The organism is Novosphingobium sp. DS6-6, from assembly GCF_057784975.1.
The window spans coordinates 331,077-344,153 of sequence record NZ_JBYNTS010000003.1 but is presented as its reverse complement, the minus strand read 5'-3'; the positions used below and the strand labels follow the sequence as shown (position 1 = coordinate 344,153).

Below are 13,077 nucleotides of genomic sequence, written 5' to 3'. Positions count from 1 at the left end.
CTGATTCTTTGAAATTTATTGAAAAGATTGGGGTTGCACAAGCCAATTCCGATATAATTCAGTCGGTTCTGGCAGAAATCCCTGCATGCCTGACGCTATTTCTCATGCCCCGCCTGAGCGAGGCTGGTCTGCAACGGGCTGACCAGGTAGCTGATGATACGTCGTGTCCCGGTCTTCACATCGACAGTCGCTGCAAGGCCCGGTGCCAATGCATAGCGCCGCCCATCCGCGTTCACAAAGCTGCGGTCCAGAGCGATTGTTGCCATGTAAACCAGCCCCAATTCCTTGTCCTGCACGGCATCGCGACTGATCGAGCGAACACGGCCTGGCACCGTACCATAACGCGTGAACGGAAATGCCTCGAGCTTGACCGCCGCCTCCTGTCCTACCCGCACAAAACCCACATCCTTGTTAAGAACGCGGGCCTGAACTTCCAGTCCGCCCTTTGCTGGTACGACTGTCATCAGCGATTTGGCGGCTTCGACGACCCCGCCGACAGTATGCACCTCAAGGTTCTGCACGACACCGTCGACCGGGGCAGTCAGCTGTTGAAAGCGATTGAGCTGTTTGGCTTTCGTCACCTCTTCACGACGAAGGATCGCTTCCGCTTCCGATTTCGCAAGGTCGGCCAGCGCTGTCCGCCGCGCCTGTTCCCGCGTCTGCGCAATCTGCTGGGTCAACTTTCTTGCTTCGGAATTCCCCCGGTCGATCTGTGCAAGCGCAACCGATCGGTCGCCCACTTCGGAGCGGCGTTGACGCTCAAGCTCGAGCAGACGCTGCCCGGGGGCATAGCCTTTTGCATCAAGCCGGTTCATTCGCTCAATCTGACGATCAAGGATCGGCACCGTGTCTGCCAGCCTTGCCGCAGTTGCCCGCGCCGCATTTGCGTCAGCCAGGGCCGACTGCCGGGCATTCTCCAGGCTTGCCGCGGTCGCTTCGATCTCGGCGAGCTGCGCAGCGATCAGACGATGCTGCGTCTCGGCCACATCGGAAGGAGTGCCTGCGGGTGCTGCAAAATGCAATCCTCGGCCCGACAAGGCGTCGGCAATTGCCCGGTTGCGGGCGATTTCCAGTTCCGCCGCCGCCAGCGCCTTTTGCGCCGCCGCAAGATCCGCCCCCGCGATGGTCGGATCGAGATCGAGCAGAGGCTGCCCTTTCTTGACGACATCACCATTCTGAACGTGGATGGCGCGCACTACTCCTGTTCCGGGCGACTGCACGAGTTTGACATTCCCGGTGGGGATGATGCTGCCCGGCGCCGTTGCGACCACATCCACCCGTCCAAAAACAGTCCAGGCGATCGCCAGGGCGAGACCGACCAGCAGCACCCATGCGGTAACGCGTGCCGTGGGAGAAACCGGCCTTTCAGCCACTTCCAGCGCCGCCGGCAAAAAATCCGCTTCACTGCTTGGCACGAGCAGCCGTCTGCGCTCCCGGTCCGCGCGGATGGCCTCCCGCAATACGGCCCAGTGATGACCCCAGTTGCTCACAGTGTGCGCTCCACGGCATAGCCGCTTTGCCGGCGATGCAGATCGGCATAACGCCCCTCATTCTGCAGCAGGTCGTCATGCGTTCCGCGTTCGACAATGCAGCCGCTTTCCAGAGTAATGAGCCTGTCGCACTGCCTCACCGCCGACAGCCGGTGTGCGATGATGATGACAGTCCTTCCCGCCGAAATGGCCTTAAGATTGTTTTGAATGATCTCTTCGCTTTCAGCATCCAAAGCGCTGGTCGCCTCGTCGAGAATGAGAATACGCGGCTCTGTCACCAAGGCGCGGGCAATGGCTAGACGCTGCCGCTGCCCCCCCGAAAGATTGGTGCCCCTCTCCTCCACTGGCGTATCGTAGCCTTGGGGCAAACGGACAATAAACTCGTGCGCGCCTGCAAGTTCCGCCGCGCGCAAGACCTGCTCCAGAGGCATGGCGGGGTTGGCGAGGGCAATATTCTCGCGGATCGAGCGGTTGAACAAAAGATTTTCCTGAAGAACGACGCCGATCTGCCGCCGCAGCCAAGCAGGATCGATCTGTGCGATATCGACCCCATCGATCAGTATCCGCCCCGCAGCAGGCACGTATAAGCGCTGTAGCAATTTCGTAAGAGTCGATTTGCCCGAGCCTGAGGAGCCGACAATCCCGAGAGACGAACCAGCGGGTATATCGAGATCGATATCCTCGATCGTCCAAGGACCCTCGAGCGCATAACGAAAACGGACACGCTCGAAACGGACTTGACCCTTGATCGAGGGCAGAGCGACTGTGCTTCCGCTGCCCGGCTCAACTGGCTGATTGAGCACGTCGCCAAGGCGCTCGACGGCAATTCTGACTTGTTGGAAATCCTGCCAGAGTTGTGCCATGCGAATGACCGGCCCGGAGACCCGCTGGGCAAACATGTTGAAGGCGACGAGGCCACCGACGGTCAGGTCCTTGTCTATCACGGCCCTGGCGCCGAAATAGAGAATCAGCACCATGTTGATCTTTGAGATCAATTGGATCAGTTGCGTGCCGGTGTTGCCGAGATTGATAACTTTCTGCGACGCAAAACTATAACCTGCCAGTTGTCGCTCCCAGCGGTCCTGCCATTGCGGCTCGACCGCACCGGCCTTTACGGTCTGAATACCGCCGATGCTTTCGACGAGAAGCGCGTTGTTCGCGGCAGAGCGCTCGAATTTTTCCTCGATCCGACTGCGAAGGGGGGCGGTTATGAATATTGCCACTGCGATATAGCAGGGAATGGCAAGCACCGAGATCAGGAACAGCTGCGTCGAATAGATCCACATCACAATGAGGAATACGATCGTGAACAGCGGATCGATAAGCACTGTCAGCGAGGTGTTGGTCAGGAATTCCCGGATCGTTTCAAGTTGCCGGACGCGCATGGCGATGTCACCGACCCTGCGCGCTTCAAAGTACGACAAGTTCAAACCAAGGAGGTGACGGAAGAGTTTGGCGCCAAGCTCTACGTCGATTTTCTGGCTGGTTTCAGAATAGAGCCGGGTTCTGAGCCAACCAAAAAGGGTCTCCCAGATCGAAACAATCGCATATCCCACAACAAGAATGGTCAATGTATCCAGGGTATTGTGAACCAGAACCTTGTCTATAACATTCTGGAAAAAAAGGGGGGAGGCAAGACCAAGAAGATTTATTCCGAGCGTGACGAGAAGCACTTCACCGATGAGGCGGCGATATTTGACTATCTGGGGAATGAACCAAGATACGTCAAACGCCCGAGATATCCCGCCTATGCCTTCGCGGGTCGTCACTAATACCAGTTCGCCTGACCACATGGCTTCGAGGGCTGCCCGGGCGATTTTCATGATTTGGGGCTGCACTCCCTCCATTGTCGGACAGGGTGGCTGGATAAGCGCTTCATCCTCGCTGACCTTGGCAAGAATGAACCAGCCAGCTGGTCCATTTGCCAATGCCGGAAGCGGCGTCTGCCTCAGTTTCTCGAATGTCGTCCTGATGTTTTTAACGCGCACATCAGGGTTACGCTTGGCCAGTCTCTGCAGGTCCCCCGCGTCGATCGCCCGTTCGTGACCGAGACCATGGCGCAGCTGGGCAGGATCGACGGCGATCCTATGCAAAGCTAGCAACGTCGCATAGGCCGTAAGGCCGGAGTCGTCCCTGAAATTCGCAGCGCTCTCGACGCCAGCGCCTGGCATAGCTTCGCTCATGGGTTGGCAGATCCTTTGCGCTCGCTGCGAGCCGGAATGGGATTTGGCTGGCTTCCACCCTGCAACAAGGTGGTCGGCACTTGGGGCGTCTCTCCTGGGCGAATTCCCCCAGTGATAGTCTGTTGCAGCCGCTGACGCTTTTGAGGCTTGCCGCCCGGGGCGCCGAGTTTGTCCAGAGCGCGAGCCAACCCACCCCACGGAACTGAGTCGCGCGATTTGACCTGGGCAAGATATCGGTCGGGATCATAGGCAGGTACACTCGCCAGCAGGCGACGGGCTTCCAATTGACCCATTTGTCGCAAAAGGACCGCCTGCGCGACATACCGATCACGCTTGTTCTGCAGCAGCGCGACTTCCGTTTCGTTCAGTGAATTCTGCGCGTAGAGGACATCGAATGTCGAACGAAGACCCTCGCGATATTCCTCGAGCGTGCCTTCATAGAACAGCCGAGCTGCCCGGACCTGCAACTCTTGCGCTGTCACATTGCGATCTGAAGTAACCCACTGATTCCACCCGTTGATAATGGCTTCCACCACCCGGCGTCTTGTCGCTTCGATGCGAAGCGTGTCGGCACTTTCCCTGTTTCGCGCCTGGGCCACAAGCGATCTTACCCGGCCGCCCGTGAAAAGGGGAACCGTCAAGGTCGCGCGTCCGGTGAATGTTACATCGTGCTCGGTCCTGTCGAACGGGACCGCGGGGCCTGTCGTACCCGCCGTGCCCCGGAGCGAAAGCTCTGGGCGCCCCTCGGCCTGCGCCACGGCGATATTTTCTCGCGAAGCCCGAGCCTGGGCGATGGCTGCGGCAAGATCGGGATTCAGGGCCTCCGCCTGAACGAAAGCTTCGTCTGCAGAGCCTGGCAGATTGGGCAACGCCGGCTCATTTGCGAGCCTACCTGGTTTCCGGCCGACGATGGCCGTAAACGATGCCGTGCTTGCCTCTAGCTGAGCTTCGACCGCGTTGAGTTGCACGCGCGCTGCAAGCAGTTGCGTTTCGGCCTGGGCAATGTCTGTGCGCGTCAATTCGCCTGCGTCGCGACGAGCAACCACTTCGGCCAGCGTCGCTTCTAGCATCTGCAGATTATGCTTGCGGATCGCAACAGATTGGCGATCCCGGCGGACATCGGAATAGGCGGCTATCAAGTCGACCAGAAGATCGCCCTCAGCCCCCCTCAAGCTGGCCCTACCCACTGTGCTATTGGCATAGGCAGCGCGTAAAGCGCTTGCGGCTCGTCCACCAGTAGAAAGGGGTTGGTCTAGGACAAGTTGGGATGTGATTTCATTCCGCTCAACATTTGCATTGTTTAACCTGTCCGACAGGGGGCGAGTTGCCTGCGTAATTACGCCAGGGATGGTATAATCATATCCCCCGGCAATCTGACCTTGGATGCGTGGACGGGTTTGCGCCATGACGACCCCCACTTCATCGTCGGTCGCACGTAGATCATAGCGTCTGGCCTCCAATTCCGGGTTGGACTCAAGGGCGTCGGAAACTGCATTGGCGAGCGTATCGTCAAATGCCTCGCGTTCCGCATCATCGAGACGAGCAACATCAAGCGAACCGGACTCCGCGTACCCACCAGATGCCCTGACGCCGGCATTTCCGAAGGATTGTGCGAGGCAGTTCTGATACATTGTGACGACGACAAACGCAGACACCCACGCAAGGCACCCACATTTCCAGCGAGACAAATTGGCGCGCACTTGCACAACAGCAGCCTCGCGGCATATCACTATCGAAATTAAGAGCGATAGAAAATTACTCATGTCACTTCTTCAGATATAATCGCGTCTATTCATAGACCAGAACCGCTCTTCAGAGCTTATATTATATTATTTCAAATCATCGTCGATGCAGCAATTGCCTGGTAAGATCGCTTTGCGGCAGAAGTAACTACTGATTAGGTGTAGCTACGACTGCAGCCATGTAGTATCTGCCACCGACAGTGAGCCCCTCTTTTCCGGTTTATTGAACCAGGATCCGGCGGCAGGCCAGGCCGTGAGCCGACACCACGACGGGCTCTAAAGTGCTCCACGAAGCGCTGACAACCATGGTGATAACTCGCTCATCCCCCCTCCCTTTCGCATCCAAATTCCCTTTTGCCATATTTTGTTGCAATCAGAAAGTGTCTGAAATCAATTGTCTCGAATTTTTGATCGAGGTTCGGTGTTCGAAGCACCACGCCCGCCCGGACAAGCAGATTTGAAAGGTTGCTGTGCTGAAATTGGCTTGTCCGGCGATGGGGATGCTGGTCTTTCTGTTCATGGTGAAGGCAGCGAACGGATCTCAGCGATGACCAGCTTGCGGTCACCAACAGTTGAAGCATTGTGCGATGCGGTAAAGCTCAAGTTGCAGCAGTTGGCCGGCATCGACAGCTGTCGTCGTGCAATCAGCCAATACCTCGCCAATAAGACGCTGCGCAGTATCTGCACCTGCCGCAAGAACTGGTGTTTGCTGGCATCGAACGTGGTCGTGAGCGTGCTGCCGCCGCACGTCCGCAGGTCGAGGCCGCAAGGCTAAACAACGTTAGCCCGAGAGCATACCCAGCTAACGTGGCTAGGCCACATCGCAAGCGGCACCCGATCCGCCGGATCAACGATCTGCTGGCCTGGAATTGGTTGAAGGCAGATCGAGCTTCCAACGAGTTGGTGATGCTGGCTGCTCGGGGCTAGTCTCATGATCTCAAAGCCGATCAAATCCAGACGTCCATATATTCCAGGCGATTGAGCATGCATCACGATCGCAGTTGCCCTACATCGACCTTCTCATTTCGACGCATGCCGGACATTTACTGGAGTTCAGCGCACCGGAACAGCCACGGGCACCGGCGGAGTTCCCGCACGCATGGCACGCCAGCGGCCATACTGCGCGACCTTAGCGGGGCTCTCGTCCTCCCGAGCCTGCAGCCAGAACGCGAACCAATCCAGATTGCGCACGTAAACCGCACGCCGGTGGATGGGCTGCCACTTCACGTGATACTCGTCTGGATAGACATGCATTTCCACAGGCTTGTTCTGCTCGTGCAGTGCGCCAAACGCTTCCAGCGCCAGCCGGAACTCGTTGTCGGCGAGTTGCATGAGCAGCGGGGTATCGATCCTGGCGGCATTGCGAGCCAGCGACATGTCGCGCCAAAAGTCCGGATTGTCTTTGGTTGCTGGCGGATAACCCATCCCGCGCAGCCATTCCGCCCAAGCGATTCCGCCGTAAGTGGCGGTCGTATTGGGCTCCATGCAGCAAGTGCTGAGTGCCGCGGCCGCAAAAGCTTTCGAGTTGATCAAGGCAAAGGCAACGGTCGAGGCGCCGTCGCTCAAGCCGGTGATGCCGACGCGAGCAGGGTCGATGTCGCCGCGATCGACGGCCATATGCACACCGGCAAGAACCGAGGACAGCAGGCTGCGGCGTTCGCCCCAGTCCTTCTGGTTGGCCGCATTGATCTCGTACCACGTCTTCAGGTCCGGAAAGGCGGCCGCGAAGAAACTTGGCCGTTCGGTGCTCAGCACGGCGATCCCACGCTGGGCAAGAAGGAAGATGGGATATTCGTCCCCCGTACCGCCGCGCAAGAAACCGTCGCTATGGTATTGCACGACGACCATCGGCAACTTGGTGCCGGGCCTATGCCCCGGGGGCAAGACCAGGTCGCCCCATGCCTCGAGACCAAGATCGTTGCGCCATCTAAGGCGGGTAACCGATCCCAAGTGGATGCCGGCAAACGCGGGGTTGGGGTTGAAAATCTCCCGCATTCGGCCATTGGCCGTGTCGAGGGCAATCACCGTGCGTGGCGTCCTGCTGTCCTCGCGGGTACAGACCAGTTCGCTGCCCGCCTTGACGCAGCCATGCAGTACGTCGTTCGTGCGCAAGATCGTTGCGACGCGCGCTGCGCCCGGGCGCCAGCGGTAAAGTGTCGTCGTTTCCTTGGCCCAGCCCTCGCGGCGAAGAATGAGAACCGAGGAACCCTGCCACCAGAGCGCGATAATCCCACCGGCGCAAGCATCGGCATAGCAACGACGCCGAATGCCACCAATGGTGACGACCAGTCTGGCCGGGGCGAGCGGCGAACTGTCCTGGTGTTCGAGATGGGCTTTACGGCCATCGACGCCGACTGCTTCCGGATCGACCGGCATGTCGGCAGGCGCCGCGCGTTCGACCGTCACTCGGTCGGCCGCGTCTGCCGCACTGATCGCGCCCGTGCGCACGTCGACCGCGCGCACATCGAGCGCGTCGGTCGCCGGGGTCAGCGGCCGCGCCGAAATCTCGGGCGATATGCTGCGGTCGTACAGCCACCCGGACTGGCCCTGACGATCGATTTGTGCCTGTATGGCCGCCATGTCCTTTCGCGTGCCATAGAGCAGCCGCAATCCGTCGCCGCTCCAGGCTGCGACCTCGACATCGACACTCGATTGCGTCACGGCGCGCGCACCGCTTCCGTCGGCCCGGGCCACCCACGCTTGGGTGACGCCATTGTCGCGCCGCAGATACGCTATCGAACGTCCATCAGGCGACCATGATGGGACGATCACGCGCGTGGCACCGCTCGGCAGGTAGAACCCGCGCTGCACGTCCATGATCTTGATCAGTTCCCCGCCCCGATCGACGACGCTTGGTGGACCCGCGCTCGCAAGCCTGCTGACGACCAACGCCCGGCAATAGCCGTTTGCCGCAAGATCAGCGCGGTTGACGATATAGGCAATGCGCGTGCCGTCCGGCGAGACTGCAAACGGGCTTGGCCCGTTGAAGACCGCTGAATCAGGATCGCCGATCTCGCGCAGCTGGATAAGGTCGGCGGCCGTCAGGTCGCGGGTCGCCGTTCCACCGTGGCCTTCTGCCCGAGGCAGCACATCTTCGCAGCTTCCCCATGCCGGGTGGGGAAGGAGGAGGCAGAAAGCGGCGCACCAGGGGCGGAGCCAAGCGCTTACCATTGGCGGGTGATCCCGAAGGCAATCATCCGGCCGACCGGCGAATAGTTCGTCGAGTCGTACGGCGTGTCGTAGGGTATCGACGTCGCGATCGGGTCCGGCTTGGCATTGAACAGGTTCTGGACCGATACATTGAACTCAAGACCGCCGAGCGGGGCATCGGCATTGATGCGATAGCGCGCCGTGAGATCGAGCGTCGTCATCCCGCCTATACGCACCGCTGGCGTTGACCGCGTATCGTCGACACCGCCAGTGTAGTTGGCATTGGCGGACAGCGTCAGGTCTCCGCCGGTCCAGGCGATGCTCCCCTGCCCCCGCCAGTGCGGCGGGTTGAAAATGGTACCGGCCAGAGCATAGGTCGGTTGGCCGGCACTGAGTTGCTGGTCGCTTTCGAGATAGGCAATGTCGAGCGAAAGGCGCAATTGCTGGCCTGGCGCAACCGTCGAAGCGTAGCTGGCAAGGATATCCACGCCCCGCGCCCGCTGCCGGCCGGCATTGACATTGGCGTTGTTGACGATCGCGACCACATTGGCGGCGTCGTAAGGCGCCCCCGTGATGTTAAGGAACGTACTTGCGCTCGCAATCGCCGCGTCCTGGGCGCTGTCGCTCGGGTTGTAAGTGACCTGGTTTCGGTAGATCGGATTGCTGAGCGATTGGGTCAGCAAGGTAATCGGCGATACGATGCGGTCGCGATAACGCACGTTGAAATAACTGATTTCAAGGCTCGCGCCAGGCAGCGCGCGGGGATGGAGCGCAAGCGTGGTCGACCAAGTCGTTGCCTTTTCCGGCTTGAGATCAGGATTGCCACCGAGAACCAGGATAGCCCCGGCAGTGGAAGGCGTGCCCGTCGCCCCCAGCGTGGAGGCGGGAAACAGATAGACGGCCCGTGGCTGGTACTGCTGGTAAAGCGTCGGCGCGCGGAAGGATTTTCCCCAGCTCGCCTTCATGCTCAGGTCGGGGGTGACGGCCCAGGCCAAGCCGAGCTTGGGCGTGGCGACGTCCCCGATGCCGGGATAGCGCTCGTAGCGTAGGGCAGCGCTGGCATCGAGCTTCGAGACCAGCGGCAGGTTCTGGCCTGGGCCGACAAGAGGAAGGCTGAGCTCCCCGAAGGCGAACAGGTTGTCCTGAGACGCGACCGTGTTGACCGCGCTACCGGTCCCTGCAAAACGCTGGAAGCCAATGCCTCGATAGCCGCCGCCAATGGCGATCTTGGCAATCCCGCCAGGCAAGCGAAAGAGATTGCCATTGGCATTGATCTCAGCCGATCTGGCGGTGTTGCGATAGAAACTGGGACCGGAATCGCTACAGACGCCAAGAGTGCATTCGACCTGGTGATAATCGACCCGTTGCTTGCCATAGGTTCCGCCAAGCGCGATCTGCCAGCCGTTCGACAAACCCAGCGTAAACGTCGGCGCGACACCGAAGGACTTATCGGCGGACAGGAAGGTGGCCCTGCCTTCTTCGAGATCGCCGCCAGCCACCGTCGGAAACGTCAAGTCGCTCCAGCGGATATTGTAGAGCCCGTCGACAGAAAACGTCAGGCCGCCGCCAAGGTCCTGATGTCCGCTGGCAACGAGACTGTGATGCCGCAGCGCGGGAAACAGGTCGAGGCCCGGGGACCGCGTCGCCGCATACGACCGCTGGCTCGCGCGGATTGCGGTATTGCTGCCATATTCGTAGGCGGCAAACAGACCTCCTGATCGCCATTTGCGTCCAGCCAGAGCGCCATACTGCTGCTGGAAGTTGCCGCCGTCAGTCGTGCCGGCCAAGCGTGCGCTGGTTTCCAGCCCCTCATAATCCCGGCGCAGTATGATATTGGCGACCCCGGCGACCGCGTCCGACCCATAGACCGCCGAAGCGCCATCCGGCACGACCTCGATACGGTCGAGCGCAGACAGGGGAATGCCCGAGACGTCCACGCTTTGCCGGACAGCAGTGTAGGCAAGGCGATGCCCGTTGAGCAGCGTCAGGGTCGCGTCGCTGCCCAGGCCACGGAGATTGATCGACGATCCGCCGCCAACATCGACGCCGCTGGCTTCGGGGACATTCATGCCGATACCGGGATTTTGCCCACCGCCGAAGCTTTGTGGGATACGGCGAACAACATCACCCAGGCTGGCCTGACCTGAATCGCGAATGTCGTTCCGGCCGATGCGGACAACCGGCGAGGCAATCGCGGCACCGCGCAACCGGCTGCCGGTTACGACGATATCCGGCGCGTCGCTGGGGGAACGGTTATCGCTGCCGATTTGGCCCTGCCGTACCGTAAAACCGCCGTCGATAGAGGTATAGGAAAGCCCCGACCTGTCGAGCAGGAGGCGCAACGCGTCTTCAACCGTATAGGATCCCTGCAGTGCCGGGGCCTGCTTGCCCGCCACGACCGTGCTATCGGCCAGCACCGTTCTACCGGACTTGAGGGCCAGTGCCTTGAGCGATTCTCCCAGTGGCTGTGCTGGCAGATCGAAGGAAAGGCGCTCAACGCTCCGTGCTTGCAAGACCGATGGGCTCGCTACCAGCGTTACGGCCGCGATGCTGTCGAACAAATGTCTTTGGTGAATTCGAACCATGTTACGTGTCTCCCCCCTGGCCACGACGTGGCTGGTTGAGGGGAAGACGCCGAGGACGGGAAAGCCCCGACAGTTTTTTCAGCGGAGAGGCAGAGTGCGCGATGAGACCGGGCGCAGGCCGATCACGTCCGGTTCGGACCGGTCGATATCGAGCCCGAACGATGCTGCCACGGCCTGCGCGAAGGCATCCGGGTTGCGAACCTGGAAAGCCCCGGTCACCGACAGACGGGTCAGGTCAGCTTGAGCGAGGTGTATCTGGATGCGGTTGTAGCGATTGATGGCGGAGACGGCTTCCCCCAGTGGCGTGTTGTCGAGCGTCAGCATGCCGGACACCCATTGGCTCGCGCCTGACGGTGTCGGACGTGGCTGGTCAGCACCGGTCAGGTTCGCCGTCTGCCCGGCCTCAAGCACGCGGGCAGGACCAGAGGCTGCGCTAGGCGCGCTGGTCAGATCGACACGCCCCTGGAGCACGGCGACAACAGGACCTCCGCTTTCAACGCTGACATCGAACAGGGTGCTTCGCGCAACGATCGTGCCGCCGTGGACAGTAACGATGAATGGGCGTTGGCTATCTGGCGAGACGCGAAAACGCGCCCTGCCTCGTTCCAGCTGGACATGACGCTCCCCGGCTGAAAGCCTGACATGCACGCGCGTTGCAGTATCCAGCGTGAGTTGCGACCCATCCGCGAGCGACACGGTTCGGATTTCGCCAAGTGCGGTTTCATAAGTCGCGGCTTGCGCCGAGGCGATAATTGCGAAAGGCGGCCCGTATTGCAGCAGGCCTGCCGTTCCGATCCCAAGAACGGCGGCCAAGCTCAGGACGGTCGCAGCGACGCGGGTGTTGTGTCGCATCAGGAAAGGCGCGCGATCAAGTTTTCGCGCACGCCCAACCGCACGAGCGGCAAGCCAGTGACTTTCCGTCCAATACTGCTCGACCTGCTCATAGGCGATCCGGTGGCGAGGATCGGCCGCAATCCAGGCCGTAAAGGCCCTATCATCCTCCACGCCAGTATCCTGCTGGCGACGCGCCAGCCAATCGGCGGCGGCATCGTGGATGCGACCCGGAATTGGACCCGGCGCTTCAGTCATGATCGCGAAGATGCTGTCCAAGCTGCTTGATGGCCCGGCTCATCTGCTTTTCCACCCCCCGCACGCTCAGCCCCGTCTGTTCGGCAATTTCTGCATAAGTATAGCCGTCCAGGCGGCAAGCGAGAAATATCTGTCGGGTCAGTGGCTTTAGGCGAAGGACGGCTTGTTCGATCCGCGCCAGACGGTCACGCGCTTCCAAAGCAGCGACAGGATCTCCGCCGCCAATGTCGACATCCTCGATCGCCACATGCTGGGCTTGACAACGGCGGGCGGCGGTACGGGCATGATCGCGCAGAAGATTGCGCGCCGCTTCCCGCAGATAAGCGCCAGCTGACCCGACCCCTTCGGCATGGGATCCCGTCCGCGCAACGAGACGGGTAAATACCTGCTGGACGATCTCTTCGGCATGATCGCCGGAAACGCGCCGATCAAGGAACCGCAAGAGCCGCGGCCGTTCGGCGCGATACATCTCCTCGATCGCGGTTGTGCACGACAGCACACGATCGTGGACCGACGGCAATGGCTCGCCTTCTTCGAGAGGCAAGTGGGCCGCCCCTAGCGCAAACCGCATGATGTGCGGCGCCTGGCGCCGACCCCTTTTCCGGATCGCATCGATCGCATCTCCTCGCAACGGGCGAGGCGATGCCGGCGAAAGCCGGGTGTTGAGAACATGCACGAGCACATGCGCCGACGCCTTTGGCCGCGAACGGCTTGGACATGCGCGTCGGCCACCCGGCCAGATAACGGCGGATCGGTTTCATCTCGCACGAGGTTCTCACGCCTCGGCGCCATGACAGCATGGCGCAACACCAACTTACCGTAGGCAGGCCAAGACGCA

General features: G+C 60.6%; 8 protein-coding genes. 1 reads left to right on the top strand and 7 read right to left on the bottom strand.

Going from position 1 to position 13,077, the window contains the following annotated elements:
• Window positions 1-95: 95 nt before the first annotated feature.
• From AC3EDY_RS05815 to AC3EDY_RS05805, 3 genes are read right to left on the bottom strand one after another with little or no spacing between them, the layout of a single operon-like run.
• On the bottom strand, window positions 96-1,490 hold the full coding sequence (locus tag AC3EDY_RS05815) for an HlyD family type I secretion periplasmic adaptor subunit (protein WP_488571519.1): 1,395 nt from the start codon (window positions 1,488-1,490) through the stop codon (window positions 96-98).
• Complete coding sequence (locus tag AC3EDY_RS05810; protein WP_488571518.1) at window positions 1,487-3,673, bottom strand: type I secretion system permease/ATPase; 2,187 nt, start codon at window positions 3,671-3,673, stop codon at window positions 1,487-1,489. The genes AC3EDY_RS05815 and AC3EDY_RS05810 overlap by 4 nt, the downstream gene beginning before the upstream one ends.
• On the bottom strand, window positions 3,670-5,436 hold the full coding sequence (locus tag AC3EDY_RS05805) for a TolC family outer membrane protein (protein WP_488571517.1): 1,767 nt from the start codon (window positions 5,434-5,436) through the stop codon (window positions 3,670-3,672). The genes AC3EDY_RS05810 and AC3EDY_RS05805 overlap by 4 nt, the downstream gene beginning before the upstream one ends.
• A 400-nt stretch (window positions 5,437-5,836) precedes the next feature.
• On the opposite strand from AC3EDY_RS05805, the gene AC3EDY_RS05800 reads away from it, so the two are divergent.
• Window positions 5,837-6,190: a hypothetical protein gene (locus AC3EDY_RS05800; protein ID WP_488571516.1), complete on the top strand. Its 354-nt coding sequence runs from the start codon at window positions 5,837-5,839 to the stop codon at window positions 6,188-6,190.
• Between the two features lie 278 nt (window positions 6,191-6,468).
• Here AC3EDY_RS05800 and AC3EDY_RS05795 read toward each other — a convergent pair whose 3' ends face one another.
• The 4 genes from AC3EDY_RS05795 to AC3EDY_RS05780 form a co-directional block, all read right to left on the bottom strand.
• Window positions 6,469-8,505 carry an Atxe2 family lasso peptide isopeptidase gene (locus tag AC3EDY_RS05795; RefSeq protein ID WP_488571515.1) on the bottom strand — a complete coding sequence of 679 codons (2,037 nt, stop codon included), beginning with the start codon at window positions 8,503-8,505 and terminating at the stop codon, window positions 6,469-6,471.
• A 74-nt stretch (window positions 8,506-8,579) separates the two neighbouring features.
• Window positions 8,580-11,126 carry a TonB-dependent receptor domain-containing protein gene (locus AC3EDY_RS05790; RefSeq protein WP_488571514.1) on the bottom strand — a complete coding sequence of 849 codons (2,547 nt, stop codon included), beginning with the start codon at window positions 11,124-11,126 and terminating at the stop codon, window positions 8,580-8,582.
• A 102-nt stretch (window positions 11,127-11,228) separates the two neighbouring features.
• Window positions 11,229-12,239: a FecR family protein gene (locus AC3EDY_RS05785; RefSeq protein ID WP_488571513.1), complete on the bottom strand. Its 1,011-nt coding sequence runs from the start codon at window positions 12,237-12,239 to the stop codon at window positions 11,229-11,231.
• A complete protein-coding gene (locus tag AC3EDY_RS05780; RefSeq protein WP_488571512.1) occupies window positions 12,232-12,783 on the bottom strand; it encodes an RNA polymerase sigma factor in 552 nt (183 codons plus the stop codon). The genes AC3EDY_RS05785 and AC3EDY_RS05780 overlap by 8 nt, the downstream gene beginning before the upstream one ends.
• Window positions 12,784-13,077: the final 294 nt, after the last annotated feature.